Annotated in this window: 18 protein-coding genes and 1 riboswitch; of the genes, 11 read left to right on the top strand and 7 right to left on the bottom strand. The window is 67.3% G+C overall.

The annotated features are described in order from the left end of the window. Nucleotides 1–36: 36 nt before the first annotated feature. Both katG and HB724_RS01845 read left to right on the top strand, forming a co-directional pair. A complete protein-coding gene (gene katG, locus HB724_RS01850; protein WP_213979189.1) occupies nt 37–2,268 on the top strand; it encodes a catalase/peroxidase HPI in 2,232 nt (743 codons plus the stop codon). Nucleotides 2,269–2,445: 177 nt separating this feature from the next. Continuing rightward, on the top strand, nt 2,446–3,825 hold the full coding sequence (locus tag HB724_RS01845; protein WP_213979188.1) for a sorbosone dehydrogenase family protein: 1,380 nt from the start codon (nt 2,446–2,448) through the stop codon (nt 3,823–3,825). Between the two features lie 56 nt (nt 3,826–3,881). On the opposite strand, the gene HB724_RS01840 is transcribed toward HB724_RS01845, so the two are convergent. Beyond that, on the bottom strand, nt 3,882–4,184 hold the full coding sequence (locus HB724_RS01840) for a polyhydroxyalkanoic acid system family protein (protein ID WP_213979187.1): 303 nt from the start codon (nt 4,182–4,184) through the stop codon (nt 3,882–3,884). Continuing rightward, nucleotides 4,184–4,600 carry a VOC family protein gene (locus HB724_RS01835; RefSeq protein ID WP_213979186.1) on the bottom strand — a complete coding sequence of 139 codons (417 nt, stop codon included), beginning with the start codon at nt 4,598–4,600 and terminating at the stop codon, nt 4,184–4,186. The genes HB724_RS01840 and HB724_RS01835 overlap by 1 nt, the downstream gene beginning before the upstream one ends. A gap of 261 nt (nt 4,601–4,861) precedes the next feature. Between HB724_RS01835 and HB724_RS01830 the strand changes: the two genes are divergently transcribed. The 7 genes from HB724_RS01830 to HB724_RS01800 all read left to right on the top strand — a co-directional run bounded on the left by HB724_RS01830 (nt 4,862) and on the right by HB724_RS01800 (nt 12,663). Next, nucleotides 4,862–5,770, top strand: a complete 909-nt coding sequence (locus HB724_RS01830; protein ID WP_213979185.1) for a CPBP family intramembrane glutamic endopeptidase — start codon at nt 4,862–4,864, stop codon at nt 5,768–5,770. Between the two features lie 489 nt (nt 5,771–6,259). Next, complete coding sequence (gene lnt, locus HB724_RS01825; RefSeq protein WP_213979184.1) at nt 6,260–7,819, top strand: apolipoprotein N-acyltransferase; 1,560 nt, start codon at nt 6,260–6,262, stop codon at nt 7,817–7,819. 74 nt (nt 7,820–7,893) lie between these two features. After that, nucleotides 7,894–9,105, top strand: a complete 1,212-nt coding sequence (gene metK / locus HB724_RS01820; RefSeq protein WP_213979183.1) for a methionine adenosyltransferase — start codon at nt 7,894–7,896, stop codon at nt 9,103–9,105. Between the two features lie 163 nt (nt 9,106–9,268). Further along, nucleotides 9,269–10,030 (top strand): EAL domain-containing protein, encoded by a 762-nt coding sequence (locus tag HB724_RS01815; RefSeq protein ID WP_213979182.1) that lies wholly within the window; start codon nt 9,269–9,271, stop codon nt 10,028–10,030. 186 nt (nt 10,031–10,216) lie between these two features. Next, nucleotides 10,217–11,029, top strand: a complete 813-nt coding sequence (locus HB724_RS01810; RefSeq protein ID WP_213979181.1) for an EAL domain-containing protein — start codon at nt 10,217–10,219, stop codon at nt 11,027–11,029. 159 nt (nt 11,030–11,188) lie between these two features. Further along, nucleotides 11,189–11,881 (top strand): tRNA (guanine(46)-N(7))-methyltransferase TrmB, encoded by a 693-nt coding sequence (locus HB724_RS01805; protein WP_213979180.1) that lies wholly within the window; start codon nt 11,189–11,191, stop codon nt 11,879–11,881. Between the two features lie 10 nt (nt 11,882–11,891). Continuing rightward, nucleotides 11,892–12,003: riboswitch (yybP-ykoY riboswitch) on the top strand. Nucleotides 12,004–12,093: 90 nt separating this feature from the next. Next, the gene (locus HB724_RS01800) at nt 12,094–12,663 is read left to right on the top strand and encodes a TMEM165/GDT1 family protein (RefSeq protein WP_213979179.1); all 570 of its coding nucleotides are present in this window, start codon (nt 12,094–12,096) and stop codon (nt 12,661–12,663) included. A gap of 16 nt (nt 12,664–12,679) precedes the next feature. Here the strand turns inward: HB724_RS01800 and HB724_RS01795 are convergent, their stop codons facing one another. The 3 genes from HB724_RS01795 to HB724_RS01785 all read right to left on the bottom strand — a co-directional run bounded on the left by HB724_RS01795 (nt 12,680) and on the right by HB724_RS01785 (nt 15,114). Then, nucleotides 12,680–13,381 carry a Crp/Fnr family transcriptional regulator gene (locus tag HB724_RS01795; protein WP_213979178.1) on the bottom strand — a complete coding sequence of 234 codons (702 nt, stop codon included), beginning with the start codon at nt 13,379–13,381 and terminating at the stop codon, nt 12,680–12,682. A 207-nt stretch (nt 13,382–13,588) separates the two neighbouring features. Continuing rightward, nucleotides 13,589–14,713 (bottom strand): GNAT family N-acetyltransferase, encoded by a 1,125-nt coding sequence (locus tag HB724_RS01790; RefSeq protein ID WP_213979177.1) that lies wholly within the window; start codon nt 14,711–14,713, stop codon nt 13,589–13,591. 44 nt (nt 14,714–14,757) lie between these two features. Then, on the bottom strand, nt 14,758–15,114 hold the full coding sequence (locus tag HB724_RS01785; protein WP_213979176.1) for an STAS/SEC14 domain-containing protein: 357 nt from the start codon (nt 15,112–15,114) through the stop codon (nt 14,758–14,760). A gap of 58 nt (nt 15,115–15,172) precedes the next feature. Between HB724_RS01785 and HB724_RS01780 the strand changes: the two genes are divergently transcribed. After that, complete coding sequence (locus HB724_RS01780; RefSeq protein ID WP_213979175.1) at nt 15,173–15,631, top strand: DUF2721 domain-containing protein; 459 nt, start codon at nt 15,173–15,175, stop codon at nt 15,629–15,631. A gap of 51 nt (nt 15,632–15,682) precedes the next feature. Beyond that, a complete protein-coding gene (locus tag HB724_RS01775) occupies nt 15,683–16,036 on the top strand; it encodes a hypothetical protein (protein ID WP_213979174.1) in 354 nt (117 codons plus the stop codon). 100 nt (nt 16,037–16,136) lie between these two features. Here the strand turns inward: HB724_RS01775 and HB724_RS01770 are convergent, their stop codons facing one another. Together HB724_RS01770 and HB724_RS01765 are read right to left on the bottom strand one after the other, a co-directional pair. Then, on the bottom strand, nt 16,137–17,720 hold the full coding sequence (locus HB724_RS01770; RefSeq protein WP_213979173.1) for an amidase: 1,584 nt from the start codon (nt 17,718–17,720) through the stop codon (nt 16,137–16,139). Nucleotides 17,721–18,046: 326 nt separating this feature from the next. Beyond that, the gene (locus HB724_RS01765) at nt 18,047–18,580 is read right to left on the bottom strand and encodes a hypothetical protein (RefSeq protein WP_213979172.1); all 534 of its coding nucleotides are present in this window, start codon (nt 18,578–18,580) and stop codon (nt 18,047–18,049) included. Nucleotides 18,581–18,756: the final 176 nt, after the last annotated feature.

The raw sequence follows: 18,756 nt of genomic DNA, 5'->3' as shown, positions 1-18,756 counted from the left end.
TCGTTTCGAAGAATCGCTTACCTAGGGAGATGTGCCATGGCCGATGTTGATCCGAGCGAAAGCCTGTCGAGCGTAGCGAAATGCCCGTTCGCGGGCGGCGGCACCCAGAACAAGGACTGGTGGCCCAACCAGCTCAATCTCAGGGTTCTCCACCAGCATTCGTCGCTCTCCAGCCCGCTGGGCGTGGACTTCAATTATGCGGAGGAATTCCGGAAGCTCGATCTGGCGGCGCTCAAGGCGGACATCCTCGCGCTGATGACCGATTCGCAGGATTGGTGGCCGGCGGACTGGGGCAGTTATGCCGGGCTCTTCATCCGCATGGCATGGCACAGCGCCGGCACCTATCGCATCGGCGACGGGCGCGGCGGCGGCGGCCGGGGCCAGCAGCGCTTCGCTCCGCTCAACAGCTGGCCTGACAATGTCAGCCTCGACAAGGCGCGCCGCCTGCTTTGGCCGATCAAGGCGAAATACGGCCAGAAGATCTCCTGGGCCGATCTGATGATCCTGGCCGGCAACGTCGCGCTCGAATCCTCGGGCTTCAAGACCTTCGGCTTCGCGGGCGGCCGCGTCGACGTGTGGGAGCCGGACGAGGACGTCTATTGGGGCAGCGAGAGAACTTGGCTGGGCGGCGACGAGCGCTATGCGCGGGGGCCGCACGGCGTCGAGAAGGAAGGCGGCGTGCTGGTGGGCGAGGAAAGCGGCGATGCGCCCCACTCGCGCAATCTGGAGAAGCCGCTCGCCTCGGTGCAGATGGGCCTGATCTACGTCAACCCGGAAGGGCCCGACGGCAATCCCGATCCCGTCGCGGCCGCCAAGGATATCCGCGATACGTTCAGCCGCATGGCGATGAATGACGAGGAAACCGTCGCGCTGATCGCGGGCGGCCATACGCTCGGCAAGACACATGGCGCCGGCCCGGCCGACGCGGTCGGCAAGGAGCCCGAAGCGGCTCCGATCGAGGCGCAGGGCCTGGGCTGGGCGAACAGCTACGGGAGCGGCAAGGGCGGCGACGCGATCACCAGCGGCCTGGAGGTCGTCTGGACCCAGACGCCCACCCGGTGGAGCAACAATTTCTTCGAGAATCTGTTCGGGCACGAATGGGAGCTGACCAAGAGCCCGGCCGGCGCCCACCAATGGATCGCCAAGGATGGCAAGGCGACCATCCCCGATCCCTTCGATCCGTCGAAGAAGCGCGTGCCGACGATGCTCACGACCGATCTGACGCTGCGCTTCGATCCCGAGTTCGAGAAGATCTCGCGCCGCTTCCTGGAGAATCCGGAGCAGTTCTACGACGCTTTCGCTCGCGCCTGGTACAAGCTCACCCATCGCGATATGGGGCCGCGCGCCCGTTATCTCGGATCGGAAGTGCCGGGCGAGGTGCTGATCTGGCAGGATCCGCTGCCCGCGCCCGCGCTTCCCGCGCCGGGCGCGGCGGACATCGCCGATCTGAAGGCGCGGATCGCGGCGTCGGGCCTCACGGTGGCGGAGCTCGTCTCGACTGCCTGGGCATCGGCCGCGTCCTTCCGGGGCGGCGACAAGCGTGGCGGCGCCAATGGCGCGCGCGTGGCGCTGGCCCCGCAAAAGGACTGGGAAGTCAACGATCCCGCCCAGCTCGCCAGGGTGATCGGCAAGCTGGAGGAGATCCGCGCGGCTTCGGGCAAGGTGTCGCTCGCCGATCTGATCGTGCTGGCCGGCAATGTCGGCGTCGAGCAGGCCGCGCAGGCGGCGGGCGTGCCGGTCGAGGTGCCGTTCGCGTCCGGCCGGGTCGATGCCACGCAGGAGCAGACCGATGTCGATTCCTTCGAAGCGATGGAACCGGTGGCGGACGGCTTCCGCAACTATCTCAAGCCCGGCCTCGGCGTGCCCGCCGAAGCGCTGCTGGTCGACAAGGCGCAGCTGCTGACGCTGACCGTGCCCGAGATGACCGTGCTGGTGGGCGGCCTGCGCGTGCTGGGCGCCAACAGCCGCGGATCGAAGCAGGGCGTGCTGACCGACCGGCCCGGCGCGCTCACCACCGACTATTTCGTCAACCTGCTCGACATGGCCACCGTCTGGACCCCCGCGCCCGACGGCTATGAAGGCCGCGACCGCAGGACCGGCGCGGTCAAATGGAGCGCCAGCCGCGCCGATCTGGTCTTCGGGTCGAACGCGCAGCTTCGCGCCACCGCCGAAGTCTATGCCAGCGCGGACGGCAAGGAGAAGTTCGTGAAGGACTTCGCCGCGGCCTGGGCGAAGGTGATGAACCTGGACCGCTACGACCTGGCATAACCAAAACTCCTCCCCGGAACGGGGAGGGGGACCGCTCGCGAAGCGAGTGGTGGAGGGGCCGCCGCGTCAACGGCGGTTGCACCGCCGCCCCTCCACCATGCTTCGCATGGTTCCCCTCCCCGTTCCGGGGAGGAATTAAGAATTGGCTTCGGCCCGCCTGCCTCCTATCCTGGCGCCATGTTGAAACGCCTTCTGATCGCCCTCGGCATCCTCGTCGTCGCGGGTGCCGCCATCTGGTTCTGGGCCAGTCAGCCCGATGTGGCGCAATATAGCGAGCAGGCGGTCACCGGCCGCGTGCCGCAGCTCAGCCCCCCGCGCGAGCAGAGCATCCCCACGATCGGCGTCGCCAAGGCGATCGGCTGGCAGAACGGCGCCAAGCCGACCCCCGCTGCCGGCCTCCAGGTTGCGGCCTTCGCCGACAAGCTCGAACATCCGCGCTGGCTCTATCGCCTCGCCAATGGCGACGTGCTGGTCGCCGAGACCAATTCGCCGCCGCGCAAGGGCGGGGGGATCACCGGCTTCGTGATGGGCTGGCTGATGCGCGACGCGGGCGCCGGCGTCGCCTCGCCCAATCGCATCACGCTGCTGCGCGACACCAATGGCGACGGCGTGGCGGACATGCGCACCGCCTTCCTCACCGGGCTCAATTCGCCCACCGGCATGGCCGTGGTCGGCAATTGGCTCTATGTCGGCAACACCGACGCGCTGGTCCGCTATCCCTTCCAGCCCGGCCAGACGCAGATCACCGCCAGGCCCGAGAAGATCGTCGACCTGCCCGGCGGCGGCAATCACTGGGCGCGCAACGTGATCCCGGGGCCGGACGGCAGCCTGTTCGTCGCTATCGGCTCCTCCTCGAACATCGCGGACAACGGGCTGGAGGCCGAAGGCCCCACCTATACCGCCGAGACTGCATCCGAGATGGCGGCCGCGTCGAACAAGCCTGGCCGCGCGATGATCCTCCAGGTCTTCCCCGATCGCAAGGCGCTGCGCGTCTATGCCTGGGGCCTGCGCAATCCCAACGGCATGGCGCTGGAGCCGCATTCGGGCCAGCTCTGGACCGTGGTCAACGAGCGCGACATGCTCGGTTCGGATCTGCCGCCCGACTATCTCACCCAGGTCGATCTCGGCGCCTTTTATGGCTGGCCGTGGAATTACTGGGGCGGCTATGTCGACAAGCGCGTCACGCCCGAGCGGCCGGACCTGCGCGAATACACCAAGCGCCCCGATTTCGCGCTGGGGCCGCACACCGCGCCGCTGGGCCTCACCTTCGCCGCCGACGCCAAGCTGGGCGCACAATATGCCGACGGCGCGTTCATCGGCCTGCACGGCTCGTGGAACCGCGAGCCGCGCTCAGGCTACAAGGTCGTCTATGTCCCCTTCGGTACGGCCGGCTTCCCGGTCCGCGACGCCAAGCCGGCCGACGTCCTCACCGGTTTCCTGAACAAGGACGGCAAGGCGATGGGCCGCCCGGTCGGCGTCATCACCGACGCGACCGGCGCGCTGCTGGTGGCGGACGATGTCGGCAATACGGTCTGGCGGGTGAGCGCGGCGCGATAGCGCTCTCCCTTTGGGAGAGGGTTGGGTGAGGGCTCAGCGCAATGCGCTCGCGACCTTCATTCCAGCAGCTTGGGCGCTTCCTTCGCCAGCTTCTCGCGGATCTTGCCGGCGAACAGCGCCAGCATCGGCGGCAGATCGACTTCGGCATGGACGTGCTGTTCGAACACCTCCAGCCGGCTCGCGATCACCTGCCCCATCGCGCTCAGCGTGAAATGGAGCGTATCGCCTTCCCAGTGCTGCTCGATCGCGCCGCCGCCGGGGAACATGTCGGCGAGCTTGCCGATGCCGCCCGCGATCCGGCCGCGCGCCGCCTCGCGGCCGAGCTTGTGGGGCACATCGACGGAAACCGGATCGCCCATCAGCGGGCGAACAGCATCGAATCGTCGGCGAATGCCTTGAATTCCAGCGCGTTGCCGCTGGGATCGCGGAAGAACATCGTCGCCTGCTCGCCCACCTGCCCCTTGAAGCGGACATAGGGCGCGATCCCGAAGGGGATGCCCGCCGCCTCGACGCGTGCTGCCAGCGTTTCCCAGTCCGGCATCGTCAGCACCACGCCGAAATGCGGCACCGGCACGTCGTGCCCGTCGACTTCGTTGGCGACGGCGACCGGTTTCGCGGCGGGATCGAGATGCGCGACGATCTGGTGGCCGAACAGATCGAAATCGATCCAATGCGCGGAAGATCGCCCCTCGGGGCAGCCGAGCACCCCGCCATAAAAGGCACGCGCCGCGGCAAGATCATGGACGGGGAAGGCGAGGTGGAAGGGGCGGATCATGACGTGGTTCTAGCCGATTCAGTGGGGCAGGAACAATGTCGCTCAATGCCAGGGCGCTGCGTGCACGCGATCGCTTCCGGCGAATGACTGCTAACGACCCACTTCCGGTCATTCTACGGCCCGGTGGACGACGCCTGCTCCTGCCAGAAGCCGCCGTTCGACGGCTAGAGATCAGTCAGGCGATGACTACATCGGGTGGTGATGTATTTTCAGGTACGGGTTAGGGGAACTAACATTCCGCGAAGGGCGACCTTCTACAAGATGGAAGAGACGTTCAATATGAGCAACTTGCCCCTTGCGTGGCCGCCGACATCCCGGAGTTGGCTTGCGTTGCTGTTTGTGGCCGTAGTTTACCTCGGATTCGACCAGGTTGCGGATGCCATCGACACACCGTTGGCCGAGGCGTTCAACCTGCCCGTCTCTGCCTATGGCGAGCTTAAGCTGTTACCCTACGCGCTACTAATGGCAGTGCGACTGGTACTGGAGTTGCTTGTCGTTGCAGCCGTCTGTGGAATCCTGGGTTGCCGTATGTTCGGCTTTCCGCTGGTCGGTCCCGAGATTGGGAAACTGACAGCGATTGGGCTGGCGATCGGTCTGGCCGTCATGGTCTGCGCCATCCTGGCGATCATGGTCACCGGGAACGCCAATGTTGCTGTGTCAACGCAATCGCCCCTCTCGGCCCTGTTGCACGGCGGCGGCTGGCTGATCTTCGACTTTATCGGAGCGACGGGCGAAGAACTTTTCGGGCGAGTAGCGGTCTTGCTGGTCGCAGAACGCTTCGTCGGATGGCGCGGCGCGATCATTGTCTCCGGGTTGATGTTCTCCGTTCTTCACTTCGGCAACCCCGGAGCGAGCTGGATCTGGCTTGCGCGCCTGTTCTTCCAGGGCGCGTTGTTGGCCTATGCGGTGTACCGGACAGGGTCGGTCTGGTGGTCGGTTGGCTACCATACCGGCTGGAATTGGGCGAGTGCGCCGCTATTCGGCGCAGCGGGCAGCGGCTATCTCGATGAAGGTCATCTTCTTGACTTCACGCCAACCGGCTCGAGCATGATTACCGGGGGAGCCGTAGGGCCGGAAGGAAGCATCTTTGCCTTCGTCGCGGTGCTCTGCGCCTTCGTGCTGCTCGTCACCATAACTCCCGATCGCAGGCTGCTCGCACGGCAGGTTTAAGCAACGATCTTGGCGGACCGCAGCGGCTGGAAAGGGATTCTTCCGGCCCGTTTGCACATCTAACGCTGGTTGGTGGCCTCCCGCATTCCGCACCATAGGAACGCCGTTGGAAACTCGTGATTGCCCTGTCTCAAGGGACGAACTTTCGGCAAAGTTGGTGCCGGGCGGTTGTTGACGAAGGTTTTGCATGGGCCGCGTTTCGAGCAGCCGAGATCGAAGTCCGCTTTGGACAAGCTGTCATTCGTCTCCGCCCCGCCCCTGCAAAGGGCAGGAAAGTCCCCAAAAATCAGCTGTTCCAAATCGTGCAGCGAGCCAGATGAACGAACGGCAGGTTCCGGGGCTAGCAACTGAACCGCTGAACGACGACAAGGGGCCGCTGGGTGCCCCGTCCTCGCAATCATCGAATGTCCGCTTTCCACCAATAGCCAACATTCGAATTGACCGGCAGGCGCTTCCTCTAGCCCGCCCCCATCGGCTAAGCCCGCGCCCATGCTCCGCCGTCCCCTGCTCACCGCCTTCGCCCTAGGCCTGCTTTCCGCGACCGGTTTCGCGCCGCTCGACTGGTGGGGCGTCGCGCTCGCCTGCTTCGCGCTGCTGCTGTGGCTGGTCCGCGAAGCCCCCAGCCTTAGATCGGCGCTGCTGCGCGGGTGGGTGTTCGGCGTCGGCCATTTCACCCTGGGCGACAACTGGATCCAGCACGCCTTTGATTATCAGGACAAGATGCCGCCGGTGCTCGGCTATTTCGCCGTCGTCCTGCTCGCGCTCTATCTGGCACTCTATCCCGCGCTGGCGATGGGCCTCGCCTGGCGCTTCGATCGCAGCATCCGCAGCCGCGCCGGCTGGGTGGAGGCGGACCTGGGCTATGTCCTGGCCGCCGCCGCCGCCTGGATCGCCACCGAATATCTGCGTGGCGTGCTGTTCACCGGCTATCCGTGGAACCCGCTCGGCGTGCTCTGGGTGCCCGTGCCCGGCATCCGCAATCTCGCCGCCTGGATCGGCACCTATGCGCTGTCGGGCGTCACGATCGCGGTCGCCGGCACGATCTTCCTCGCCGCCCAGCGCAACTATCGCCCGCTGCTGCTCCTCCCCGCGCTCGCGCTGTTCGCTGTCCTGACTTCCGACCGCTGCGACCGGATCAAGTGCATCAGCACCGCGAGCGGCACCGAGGTCACCGTCGTCCAGCCCAATATCGGCCAGGACGGCGTCGACGCTCCCGATTATGCCGAGCGCGTCCTCGCAAAGCTGATCGCGCTCAGCGGAGGCCCCGCCGCGCTGCCCCGGCTGGTCGTGTGGCCGGAGGGGATGGTCAACCAATATATCGAGGACGGCTATCCCGGCCGCTATTATTTCCGCGCCGATCCGCGCCTCATCCGCGCCCGCATCGCCTCGGTGCTCGGCCCGCTCGATCAGGCGATGGTCGGCGGCACCGCGCTGATGTTCGATCCCAATCAGCGGCTGACCGGCGCCGGCAATTCGGTCTGGACGGTCGATCCCGCCGGCATGCTCGGCCAGCGCTACGACAAGGCGCACCTCGTGCCCTATGGCGAATATCTCCCGATGCGCCCGCTGCTCGAGCCGCTCGGCCTCGCCCGGCTGGTGATGGGCGATGTCGATTTCATCCCCGGCCCCGGCCCGCGCACGCTCGACGTCCCCGGCTTCGGCAGGGCCGGCATCCAGATCTGCTACGAGATCGTCTTCTCGGGCCAGGTGGTGGACAGGCGTAACCGCCCGGATTTCCTGTTCAACCCCTCGAACGACGCCTGGTTCGGCACCTGGGGCCCACCCCAGCACCTCGCCCAGGCGCGGCTGCGCGCGATCGAGGAAGGGCTGCCGATCCTGCGCGCCACGCCCACCGGCATCTCGGCGGTGATCGATGCGCGCGGCCGCGTGCTCGGCACGGTGCCGGCGGGGCAGGAGGGGACGATCCGCCTGCCGCTGCCGCGCCCGCTGCCGCCCACGCTGTTCGCAAGGCTCGGCAACTGGCTCGCTTTCCTCGTCGCGGGGCTGTTCCTCGTCTTCGCCGTTGCCAATCGCCGCTTTGCCCGTTAGGGGCAGCATATAAGGAAAGCTTTATATGGGCATGGCAACGGCCCGGCTGTCCTGGCCCCTGCACGAGGAAAATCATGCGTTCCAATTATCTCTTCACGTCCGAATCGGTCTCCGAAGGCCATCCCGACAAGGTTTCCGATCAGATTTCCGACGCGATCGTCGATCTGTTCCTGTCCAAGGATCCCGAGGCGCGCATCGCCTGCGAGACGCTCACCACCACCCAGCTCGTCGTGCTCGCCGGTGAAATCCGCGGGCGCGGCATCATGGACGAGGCCGGCAACTGGGCGCCCGGCGTCCAGGAAGAGGTCGAGAAGACCGTCCGCGATACCGTCAAGCGCATCGGCTATGAGCAGGACGGCTTCCACTGGGAGACCTTCCGCTTCGAGAACAATCTCCACCCGCAGTCGGCGCATATCGCGCAGGGCGTGGACGCCAGCGGCAACAAGGACGAAGGCGCCGGCGACCAGGGCATCATGTTCGGCTATGCGGCCGACGACACGCCCGATCTGATGCCGGCGACGCTCTATTACAGCCACAAGATCCTCGAGCAGATGGCGGCCGATCGCCATTCGGGCGCCGCGCCGTTCCTGGAGCCCGACGCCAAGAGCCAGGTCACGCTGCGCTACGAGGGCAGCAAGCCCGTCGCCGCCACCGCGATCGTCGTCTCGACCCAGCATGGCAAGGGCTATGACCAGGGCGAGAAGGAAGCCGAGCTCCACGCCTATGTGAAGAAGGTCGTTGCCGGCATTCTTCCGGCCGAGTTGCTTTCGGACGAGACCGTCTATCACATCAACCCGACCGGCAGCTTCGAGATCGGCGGCCCGGACGGCGACGCCGGCCTGACCGGCCGCAAGATCATCGTCGACACCTATGGCGGCGCGGCCCCGCACGGCGGCGGCGCCTTCTCGGGCAAGGATCCCACCAAGGTCGATCGCTCGGCGGCGTACATCACCCGCTATCTGGCGAAGAACATCGTCGCCGCCGGCCTGGCCCAGCGCGTGACGATCCAGCTCGCCTATGCGATCGGCGTGTCCAAGCCGCTGTCGCTCTATGTCGATACCCACGACACCGGCACCGTCGGCGACGACAAGATCGAGGAAGCGATCATGAGCATCGCCAAGCTGGGCGGCCTCACCCCGCGCGGCATCCGCACGCATCTCGGCCTCAACAAGCCGATCTATCAGAAGACCGCGGCCTATGGCCATTTCGGCCGCAAGCCCGAGGGCGATTATTTCCCTTGGGAAAAGACCGATCTGGTCGAGGATCTGAAGGCCGCCCTGGCCTGATCTTCCATCACGGTTTCCGCTGATTGCCATGGCCCCGCGCAGCACCCTGCTGCGCGGGGCCGTCTGGTTTTTTGCAGCCTCGCACGCGGCCGTGCGCGACGCGCCTCTATAAGAATCGATACCTTCATTTCTTCAGCGGAAAAGGGTTTGAGAGGAGCGCGAGATGAGCTCGGGAATCATAAACCCGGAAGCGCCTATCCGCCCGGCGGCCGAGTCGGGCATGACCATGGCTTTCCAGCCGATCGTCGATGTCGTCGAGGGGCGCGTCTATGCCTATGAGGCCGTGCTGCACGGACCCGAGGGCGAAACCGCCGCCGAGATATTCGCGCGGATCGTCCCCGAATCGCGCGGCGACTTCGATCGCCGCTGCGCCGCCGCCGCGGTGCGCTGGGCAATGGCGGCGGGGCTGGGGAACACCGCCGCGCGCCTGTGCATCCCCGTCCATGCCCCCGGCGCCTCAGTGCCCGGCGAACCGATGCTCACTGCGGTCCGGATAGGCAGGCAATGCGGCCTGATCCCCGAACGGATGATCTTCGCGCTGCACGGCTATCAGGATCTGCCCGGCGCGAAGCTCGCCGACATCGTCCATTGCAATGCCAGCATGGGCAGCCAGACGATCTTCGTCGGCCTGGGCGCCGATCAGGTCGGGCTCGGCGCCTGCGCGCGCTATGCGCCCAATGCGGTGAAGCTCGACAGCGATCTCGTCAGCGGCATCGCCAATAGCTGGTCGCGCCGGCTGGTGCTCGAAGACCTCACCCCGCGCGTGCGCAAGCTGGGCATCCGCATCCTCGCCGGCGGGGTCGACAGCCAGGCGGTGCTCGCGCGGCTGCGCAGCTTCGGCATCTTCCACGTCCAGGGCGATCATGTCGGCCCGCCCGAGATCGGCGTGTTGCCCGAACCGATCCTCCAGCGCGACGCGGCCTGACGCCGATCCCGAAAACCCATCGTCACCCCGGCCGAAGTGCCGGGGTGACGGAATGAAGGATTGCAGCCGACCCCGCCGAACCGGCCCCTTGGTAGAATCCCTATGCGGAGGAATCCAACGCGGCGTCGCACGGAGTGGGCGAAGCCATTGTTAACCAATACCCCTCTCCCGACAGGGAGACGAACCATGATCTATCGCGCGCTCGACGGCCTACAGCTCGGCGTCACGCTCAAGCCGATGATCGCGATCGGCGCATCCCAGCCCTTCGCCTGGCAGGCGGTCGCCACTGCGTCGCAGGGCCGCAGCTTCGCTGCCACGGCCGCCGCGCTCCCGTCCGAACACCGCATTGCGCTGGAGGCGCGCCGCATCACCCTGGCCGTCGAGCGTGCCGTCGCCGCCGGGCTGCTCCGCTCGGATGCGCTGCTCGCGGTTCCCATCGGCGCGGCGGGCGGCAAGGCCGAACCCCTGCTCTCGCATCTCTTCCGCACCGCGCTGGCGCATCGTTTTCCCGTCGATCGCCTCGTCGTCGAAGTCAGCGCCGACGAGCGCGGCGATCGCGAGGCCGCCGCGGCGCTGGTCAAGGCATGCAACAGGCGCGGGATCTCGGTCGCGCTCGATGCCTTCGCCGCGGGCCCGGTGGGGCTCCATCTGTTCGCCCGCTTCACCCCGCGCTTCGTCAAGCTCGACGCCGCGCTGGTCCACCGCATCGATGCCAGCGCCTCGCGCCGCCCGATCGTGGAGAGCGTGATGCGCCTCGCGCGCGGCATGGGCGTCACCGTCATCGCGACCGGCATCGAGACGCGCGGCGAGATCCAGGCACTCGCCGCGTTCGGCCTCCGCCATATCCAGAGCGACTGGATCGCCCAGCCTCGCCCGGCCCCGGCGACGTTCCGTCTGGCACACCGCGCAGCGCGCCCTCTTCTTCCCTCTCCCTGTGGGAGAGGGTTGCGCAGACTTGGGTCGCGCTCCTTCAGCGCGGCCCAAGTCGGAGCTGGGTGAGGGTGAGCGGTCGCACTTGCGACCGCGCGAGGCTCGGCCTCGCTTTCCCTCATCCAACTTCCGACTTCCGACTAAGGAGACGGTCTAAGAACGGCCGTTTCCCACCAATAGCACCACCAGGGTTTGCGATCCCCGCCGGTCGTCTCTATGCGCGCCCGGATGGCCGATCCGACCACCATTCGCCGCCTCTATGGCCGCCGCGCCGGGCACAAGCTGCGCCAAGGCCAGTCCGCGCTCGTCGAGGAATTGCTGCCCCAGGTCAGCGTTCCCGAAAGCGGCCCGCTCGATGCCCGCACCCTGTTCGGCGATGCCAAAGACCCTGGGCGCCCGCTGGAGTTCGAGATCGGCTTCGGCTCGGGCGAGCATCTCGCCGGCCAGGCCGCGATGCGCCCCGATCACGGCTTTATCGGCTGCGAGCCCTTCCTCAACGGCGTGGTCGGCGCGCTCAATCATGTCCGCGACGGCAACCTCGAAAACATCCGCCTCCATATGGGCGATGCGCTGACGGTGCTCGATCGCCTGCCCAATGCCAGCCTCGACCGGCTCTATCTGCTCCATCCCGATCCCTGGCCCAAGGCGCGCCACGCCAAGCGCCGCATGGTCAATAACGGCCCGCTCGACCTGATCGCGGCGAAGCTCAAGCCCGGCTGCGAGTTCCGCCTCGGCACCGACGACCCGACCTATTGCCGCTGGGCGATGATGGTGATGAACGGTCGCCGCGATTTCGAATGGCAGGCCAGGACCGCGCAGGATTTCCTCATCCGCCCCGCCGACTGGCCCGAGACCCGCTACGAGCGCAAGGCGCGCCGCCAGGGGCATGAGGTCTGGTACTTCCGCTACTTGCGCGTCTGAGCCGAAGCGGCTAGCGCGGCCCCGTCATCTGGGGAGTAGCCAGCCGTCCGCATCGGGACGGGCCCGCGCGTCAACATACTCGGTCGAGAGGCCGTGGCGCACGGGGAACGGAATTTCCGTTCGGGCGAGACCAATGGCGTCGCATCTCCGCTCATGCCGGGCGGGATTTGCGATGCTGTTGGATTCGCATCCGCCCGGCCCGGAGATTTCGCTTGGAAGCCCTGCTCACCTCCACCGCGGTCGTCGCGCTCGCCGAGATCGGCGACAAGACCCAGCTTCTCGCCATCGTCCTCGCCACGCGCTTCAAGCGGCCCTGGCCGATCATCGCGGGCATATTGGCGGCGACGCTCGCCAATCATTTCCTCGCCGCGCTGCTCGGCTCCGAAGTTGCCTCGCTGCTCCAGGGCCTGTGGTTCCGCTATCTGATCGCCGCCTCGTTCATCGCGATGGCGCTGTGGACGCTGGTTCCCGACAAGCTCGACGACGTGGCGGAGGAAGCCGGCCGTTTCGGCGCGTTCCTCACCACCGCCATCGCCTTCTTCCTGGTCGAGATGGGCGACAAGACCCAGATCGCCACGGTCGCTTTGGGCGCGCGCTTCCATCAGGTGCTGTGGGTCACCGCCGGCACGACGCTGGGCATGATGATCGCCAATGTCCCCGCCGTGTTCCTGGGCAACGAACTGATCCGCCGCGTGCCGCTCCATGTCGTCCGGATCGTCGCGGCCCTGCTGTTCCTCGGCATCGGTCTGTGGCTGCTCGCGCAGACCGCGGGACTGTTCTGACCGGTGGGGCGGCCGCTCAGCCGCCCGTCACCAGATCCCGGTCGCGGATCGTGATCCCCCGCGCGCCGTGCAGCGCGATCGCCTTCTTCGCCTTCAGCCGGGTGAGCTGCCGGCTGACCGTCTCGGTCGTCAGCCCCAGCGCCTCCGCCATCTCGCCGCGCGTCAGCGGCAGGTCGAACGTCACCGGGCCGAAGGCGGTGGCCCGGCATCCGCCCGACCGGTCGGCCATGTCGAGCAGGAACCCGCCCACCTTCTCCGCCGCCGAGAGCCGCGCCAGCGCCAGCATCCGCGCCCGCGCCTCGTCCAGCGCCGCGAAGGTCCGCTGGAGCAGCAGCCGTTCCATCCGCGCATGGTCCTGCAGCACCTGCTCGAACGCCTTGCGCGGGAAGATGCAGAGCTCGACATCGCCCAGCGCCGTCACGCTGAAATCGGCCTGCTCGGCATAGGGCCGCCCGACGAAATCGGCCGGATAGAGCAGCCCCACCGTCTGCTCGCGCCCGTCCACCGTCGATACGCTCAGCTTCATTACGCCCGACAGCAAATTGCCGCAGATCAGGCTTTCGTCGCCCGCCCAGATCAGCGTGTCGCCGCGCGACAGCCTGCGCCGCCGGCCGAGCGTGTTGAGTGCGCGCAGCTCGCTGTCGTCCAGGCTGCCGCACAAGGCACGGTCGCGCACCGCGCAATCCGAGCAGATTCGGGCATTGTCGAAATCGGCCATGGCGAACGCCTTGCCGTGGCGGCGCGCGCACGACTTTGACCAAAGTCAAAGCGGCCGCCACCCGCGCGGGCGCACGCCATTGCTCCAACCTTGCCGGAGCAATGGCCCATGTACCTCTATCTCGTGATCGCCGCGATGGTCGGCTTCTCGGTCGTCCTTGCCGCGCTCAGCATCAGCGACGCCCGCCACGGCGCGCGCTGATCCGCGTCAATCCTCGGCCGGTTCGGTCGTCTCCGGCACCGGATGGTGCCCGCTGCGCCGCCAGATGCTGCGCAGCATTTTCCCGGCCAGCGCGGGCAGGCCGGGCCGCACGAACAGCCAGTCGCGGATCGCCGGGCCTTTCGACGCGCCGATCACGCGCTTGTAGCCGCTGTCGCCCGCGCCCCAATCGACCTGCGTGATTCCGTCCTCGATTCCCCGCAGCAAATTGCGATAATATAGCAGCTTGCCGGGCGAATGCCTGGCGAAGCGCGGGTCATAGCTGTTGGCGATCGCGTATTTGAGCGATCCCGCATTGAGATCGAACGAAAAGGCCGCGGGCACGCCGTCCACCCGCAGCATCGCCGCCCACATCATCTCCGCCAGCACCGGATCGCCCGCCGCCCGCCGCCAGAAGGCGCCATGCCCGGTCGCGGTGAACTTCGCGTCCGAACCGTCGGTCCGCGCCGCGATCCAGCTCTTCTCCTCGATCGCGCCGAGCGCGGCAAATGCCGCCGCGTCCCAGCCTGCGCCGGAGACGAAATCCCAGTCGAGTGCGCCATGCTCGCCCAGATGCTTCTCGTGGAAGCGGTTCTTCCGAAGCGTCGAGTTGCGCGGCCAGGTGCCCTCGGCCCTGAGCGCCGCCATGTCGAGCGCATAGCTGTCCGCCACGAAGCGATCGAGCACCGCCCAGCCGCGTGCCTTCGCCGCTTCCTTGAGCAATTCCAGCCCCGGATCGCCGTCATAGACCGGCCCGATCCTCAGCGCCCGCACTTCGCGCCGCAGCCGATCGAGCAGCGCCTTGCCCGCCGCCACATCGGCATCGCCGCGCACCGGAAAGCTGCGGAACGGCCAATAGCAGCCCGGCACCTCGGCCAGCCCGAGCCAGCCCGGCCCCTTGGCGACGAAGGGCAGGGCGGCCACCGTCTCCCCCTCGCGCGCCACGGTCAGCGTCCGCGCCGCGCCGCCATAGGCCCGGAGCGCCGCGTCGTACCAGCCATAGCGCAGGAAGCGGTGCGTCGGCGCGGCATGCGCCGCCACCTGGTCGATCCCGCCTGCGAGTCCATCGACACAGTCGGCGGCGAGCGCGGGGGGCAGGCGCGTGAATTCGTCCAGGGGCATCGGCCGGGTCATCCCGGTTTCCTTACGCCCGAGCGGTTACCAAGCGGTGGAGATGCTCACGCCTCGCGGATCCAGGCGCGCGCCGCTTCGACCTCGCTCGGCGGAAACACCTTCACTTCGGCTGGCAGCACCATGCTTCCCGCGCGCGTGGCCGCCTCGATCCAGCCGCTGTCGGTGACGATCGCGGCGCGGCGCACCTTGTTCATATGGGTGACGCCCCAGCTTACGTCCTTCCACCAGGCCGAAAGCTCCATGCCGGTGAAGTTGCGGATCACCGCGAGCGCGGAAATCCTGCCGTGCCTGGCGATCTCGGCCTCCATCGCCTCCACCCCGGCATCATATTCGGCGCGGGTGATCCCGCCTTCCACGGTGAATTCGATCACGCCCGCCGCGTCGTCGGTCTCGAAGCTCATCATCAGCGCACTCTCCGGCTTGCAGCATCGCCCCGGCTGCCCTCATAAGGCTTATCGCATGGAAGGCCCCTATCTCTCCACCGTTTCCGCTACGATCCAGGCGGCGATCGCGCCGGTGTTTCTGCTCGCCGGCATCGGTGCGTTCCTGAACGTGATGGTCGGCCGCCTCGCGCGCATCGTCGATCGCGCCCGGGTGATCGAGCAGCTCCACCCGCGCTTCACCGGGCCGGAGCATGATCGCCATGTCTGGGAGCTGCGCATCATCGATCGTCGCATCTCCGTCATCAACAACGCGATCTTCCTATGCACCGCCAGCGCGCTCGCGATCTGCTTCGTCGTCGCGCTGATGTTCGTCTCGCGGCTCGGCAATCTCCATGTCGGCAGCCTGGTCGCGCTGGCTTTCATCGTCTCGATGCTGCTGCTGATGGCCGGGCTGATCTATTTCCTGGTCGAGGTGCGCATGTCGCTGCGGGCGATCCATGTCCGCCAGGAGTTGCTGGAACTCGATAGCAAGTGAGCGATCTGCTGTGCTAAAACCGCGCAGCCCGATCGATTCAGGGAGACCGTGATGCGCGTATTCGCAGCCCCGCTCTTGACCCTCGCATTGCTCGCCGCCGCGCCTGCCGCGGCGCAGAGCTTCGGCGGATATAATCCCCCACCGCCGCCGCGTCCGATGCGCGGCGATTCCGGCATCAGCGGCCAGATCGGCCAGATCGGCGGCGACATCCGCGCCGGCCGGCGCAGCGGCCAGCTCAGCCGCAGCGAAGCCCGCGCGCTCCGCCGCGAGCGCAACATGATCGGAACGCTGGAGGATCGCTTCGCCCAGGACGGCCTCTCGGATTCCGAAAAGGCCGAGCTCCAGACCCGCACCGAGATCCTGCGCGCCGACACCATCGCCAGGCGCACCGGCGGGAAGAAGTAGCGGACGATCTCGGAACCACCCGTCACCCCGGCACTTCGGCCGGGGTGACGGAGAAGCTCTCTAAACGCGCCGCACCTCGTCATGCGAAGGTCGGCTCGCCTTAGCGCAGCGTCCGCGCCCCCAGATCAGCCGGGATCGTCGGCAGGTATTTCGGCGCCACCCGCGCATGCGTCGCCTGTTCATAGGCATAGCCCGCATTCAGCAGCAGCCCGTCCGACCAGGCCGTCCCGATGAACGACAGCCCCGCCGGCAGTCCGTTCACCAGCCCCATCGGCACGGTCAGGTGCGGATAGCCCGATACCGCCGGCAGCTCGCTGGCGGACGGCCCCGTGAACTGGTCGCCATGCGCCGGATCGCTCAGCCAGGGCGTGCCATAGGTGGGCGTCACCAGCAGCTTCGCATCCGCCTGCTTGAGCATCCAGTCGATCCCCTCCACGCTCGCCAGCCGCAGCGATTTGGCCCGCGCCTGGGTATATTCGGGATCGTCCAGCCCCTTGGTCCTGTCGGCCTTGACGAAGGTCTCCTGCCCGAAGAACGGCATCTCGGCCGCCTTGTGCGCGTCGTTGAAGGCGATCAGGTCGGCCAGCGTCCGCGCCTTCACCGCGGCGGGCGTCGAGGCGAGATAGGCCGCCATGTCGGCCTTGAGTTCGGCATGGAGCACCACGCCCTCCGCCTCGCCCAGCCCGTCGAGCTTGGGCAGCTTCACTTCGACCAGCACCGCGCCTGCCGCGCGCAATTCGTCCAGCGCCTTATCGAAGCGCGCCGCCAGGTCGTCGGCCATCTCCGGCTTCCAATAGCCCACCCGCACGCCCTTCAGCGCGTCCCGGGAAAGCCCGGCCGCATAATCCTTGCGATATCTGTCCGCGCCCTTGGTCGCCGGATCGGCGGGATCGTCGCCGATCATCGCGGAGAACAGGATCGCCACGTCCTTCACGCTGCGCCCCATCGGCCCCGGCGTATCCTGGCTATGGCTGATCGGCACGACATGGGTGCGGCTCACCAGCCCGAGCGTCGGCTTCAGCCCCGCCAGCCCGTTCATCGCCGAAGGGCACACCACCGAACCGTCGGTCTCGGTCCCCACCGCCACCGCCGCCAGGCTCGCCGCCACCGCCGCGCCCGAGCCGCTCGACGATCCGCACGCCGTGCGATCGAGCGCATAGGGATTGCGCACCAGCCCGCCCACCGCGCTCCACCCGCTCATCGAGTTGTTGGAGCGGATGTTCGCCCATTCGCTGAGGTTGGTCTTGCCCAGGATCACCGCGCCCTGCGCCCGCAGCAGCGCCACCACCGGCGCGTCTCGCCGGGTGTCGTTGGCGGCCAGCGCCAGGCTCCCCGCCGTGGTCGACAGCTCCCTGGTCTCGATATTGTCCTTGATGAGCACCGGAATGCCGTCGAGCGGCCCCAGCGTCTTCCCCGCCTTGCGCCGCGCATCGCTCGCCCGCGCCTGGGCGAGCGCATCGGGGCTGATCGCGATCACCGCGCGCAGCGTCGGCCCCTTGCGGTCCATCGCGGCGATGCGCGCCAGATAGGCCTGGGTGAGGGCGACGCTGCTCGCCCGCCCCGAAGCCATCGCCGCCTGGAGCGCGTCGATCGAAACCTCGTCCACCGCGATCCGCGTCTGCGCCGCCACGGGCGAAGCCGCCGCCAGCCCGATCGCCAATGCCAATAGCCCCGTCCGCCGCATGCCCGTCCCCCTGTTGGTTCGGAAGGCAGCCTAGAGCGCTCCGGCGCGCGCGGTAAAGTCCCACCGCCCACCTCCATCGCCACCCCGGCCGCAGTGCCGGGGTCCACTCCTCCGCGAGCGAGCCCCTCACGCCTTCAGCGGCTCTCCCAGCATCCCGGTGGACCCCGGCGCTGCGGCCGGGGTGGCGAAAGGGGGGAAGGCGATCTGGCCCGAACTTGCGCAAGATCGGTCGGGCGGCGAAATGGCCCCGGTCGTGATCGGCGCTCGCCACGGAGGATGCGATGACCAAGGCGGCGCCCGAGCATGAGGCCGTCATCGAGTGCGGATCAGGAATCCTCGGAGATGCGCTTCGCCCAGGAATTCTTGGAAGCGACCGCCCTGGTCGCCGCCTGCTTCTTTTCCTCGACAAGGGCGCGCTGATGGGCGTTCAACCGCGAGCGCTTCCAGTCGCTGCGCGCGCGCAACATGCAAACCAATCCCGCGATCACCGTCGCGGCGACATAGAATTCGATGCCCTTCAGGGAGGCGAAGCCGCTCATCCAGAGCATCAGGACGAGCAGCCCGAGCAGCAGCAGCGCGAAGCCGGAATAGGTCAGTGCATCCCGGACATCGGCTTTGCGAAGAGCGTCTGCTGGATTGGGTTGCATGGGACTTGCCTTTGGTCTGGGGCGGCGGCGGATGTGGAACGGTGAAACGGACTCGGGAATAGCGGATACGTAATGGTATCGAACGAGATTATTAGGATGGAGTAAACCACCGCGCGCGTGGCGATCTCGCCGCGGCGGCAGGATCGCCGATCTCTCCGTTCCGGCGCGCTCGGCCATCGGGCTGCCCGCGGCCGAATATTCGCCTTCACGCATTCTTCGGGGCGCGCCGCGGATCGGAACACAATCCCTGGTATCCCCGGATTCCTCCCCCGAAATTTATTTTCAGTTCCCCATCCGTTCCCTTGCCTTTCCGGAACCCCCCGGAAGTCCGTGCGTCGCTGCATTGTACCCCCTGCCGGCATGCCATGAACCGAGTCATTTTAGCGACG

This window comes from Sphingomonas sp. dw_22 (assembly GCF_018449795.1).
In the GTDB taxonomy this organism is placed as follows: domain Bacteria; phylum Pseudomonadota; class Alphaproteobacteria; order Sphingomonadales; family Sphingomonadaceae; genus Sphingomonas.
Note: the sequence above shows the minus strand (reverse complement) of the source record. Positions and strands in the feature narration are given on the sequence as shown.

Coding starts and splice junctions, on each gene's coding strand:
- katG (WP_213979189.1), top strand. CDS start 37: ATGGCCGATGTTGATCCGAGCGAAAGCCTGTCGAGCGTAGCGAAATGC.
- HB724_RS01845 (WP_213979188.1), top strand. CDS start 2,446: ATGTTGAAACGCCTTCTGATCGCCCTCGGCATCCTCGTCGTCGCGGGT.
- HB724_RS01840 (WP_213979187.1), bottom strand. CDS start 4,184: ATGGGCGATCCGGTTTCCGTCGATGTGCCCCACAAGCTCGGCCGCGAG.
- HB724_RS01835 (WP_213979186.1), bottom strand. CDS start 4,600: ATGATCCGCCCCTTCCACCTCGCCTTCCCCGTCCATGATCTTGCCGCG.
- HB724_RS01830 (WP_213979185.1), top strand. CDS start 4,862: ATGGAAGAGACGTTCAATATGAGCAACTTGCCCCTTGCGTGGCCGCCG.
- lnt (WP_213979184.1), top strand. CDS start 6,260: ATGCTCCGCCGTCCCCTGCTCACCGCCTTCGCCCTAGGCCTGCTTTCC.
- metK (WP_213979183.1), top strand. CDS start 7,894: ATGCGTTCCAATTATCTCTTCACGTCCGAATCGGTCTCCGAAGGCCAT.
- HB724_RS01815 (WP_213979182.1), top strand. CDS start 9,269: ATGAGCTCGGGAATCATAAACCCGGAAGCGCCTATCCGCCCGGCGGCC.
- HB724_RS01810 (WP_213979181.1), top strand. CDS start 10,217: ATGATCTATCGCGCGCTCGACGGCCTACAGCTCGGCGTCACGCTCAAG.
- HB724_RS01805 (WP_213979180.1), top strand. CDS start 11,189: ATGGCCGATCCGACCACCATTCGCCGCCTCTATGGCCGCCGCGCCGGG.
- HB724_RS01795 (WP_213979178.1), bottom strand. CDS start 13,381: ATGGCCGATTTCGACAATGCCCGAATCTGCTCGGATTGCGCGGTGCGC.
- HB724_RS01790 (WP_213979177.1), bottom strand. CDS start 14,713: ATGACCCGGCCGATGCCCCTGGACGAATTCACGCGCCTGCCCCCCGCG.
- HB724_RS01785 (WP_213979176.1), bottom strand. CDS start 15,114: ATGAGCTTCGAGACCGACGACGCGGCGGGCGTGATCGAATTCACCGTG.
- HB724_RS01780 (WP_213979175.1), top strand. CDS start 15,173: ATGGAAGGCCCCTATCTCTCCACCGTTTCCGCTACGATCCAGGCGGCG.
- HB724_RS01775 (WP_213979174.1), top strand. CDS start 15,683: ATGCGCGTATTCGCAGCCCCGCTCTTGACCCTCGCATTGCTCGCCGCC.
- HB724_RS01770 (WP_213979173.1), bottom strand. CDS start 17,720: ATGCGGCGGACGGGGCTATTGGCATTGGCGATCGGGCTGGCGGCGGCT.
- HB724_RS01765 (WP_213979172.1), bottom strand. CDS start 18,580: ATGCGTGAAGGCGAATATTCGGCCGCGGGCAGCCCGATGGCCGAGCGC.